We start from the raw sequence: 526 nt of genomic DNA, 5'->3' as shown, positions 1-526 counted from the left end.
ACTGACCAAGGGGTTCGCCAAATAGGCAGACTCACAGTTTTCTTCAGCGCCAATAAAGTCCAGCAGATATTCCATGAACTGGGCCATGGCCGGCTGGGAGGCGGAGTAGATGACAAAACCAAAGACGCTGATGGCAAATAACACCCAATAGGGTTTGATATAGGCCAGTAAGCGAAGATACACCTTGAGGGAAGCGGTATCGGTCTGCCGCAGCGTGTCTCGGGAATGAGGGTCGTGAGAGAGCGGCGTGCCTTTATCGCTCATGATGCAGGGGGTCCTCCTGAAGCGCGCCCTGCGGAGAGGGCGCGTTTTGGATCAGCGGTTCAGCCAGCCACCGGTGCCAGCCATTCGGTGTGGCCGGACAACTTGCCCTTGACCGCATCGAAGTAGAGTGACTGCAGCTGGGTGGTGATCGGGCCGCGACGACCCTCGCCAATCACCCGACCGTCCAGCTCACGAATGGGCAGAACCTCGGCCGCGGTACCGGTAAAGAAGGCTTCATCGGCAATGTAGACTTCATCCCGGG

General features: G+C 58.2%; 2 pseudogenes. Both read right to left on the bottom strand.

Going from position 1 to position 526, the window contains the following annotated elements:
• Window positions 1-264, bottom strand: a pseudogene (locus B3520_RS03695) (hypothetical protein); the annotation flags it as partial.
• Window positions 265-323: 59 nt separating this feature from the next.
• Window positions 324-526: pseudogene (locus B3520_RS03690) on the bottom strand (branched chain amino acid aminotransferase); the annotation flags it as partial.

Origin of the sequence: Marinimicrobium sp. UBA4509, from assembly GCF_002388575.1 — a bacterium.
Lineage (GTDB): Bacteria > Pseudomonadota > Gammaproteobacteria > Pseudomonadales > Cellvibrionaceae > Marinimicrobium > Marinimicrobium koreense.
The sequence above is the reverse complement of the archived record's forward strand: the minus strand, read 5'-3'. Positions and strand labels throughout refer to the sequence as shown.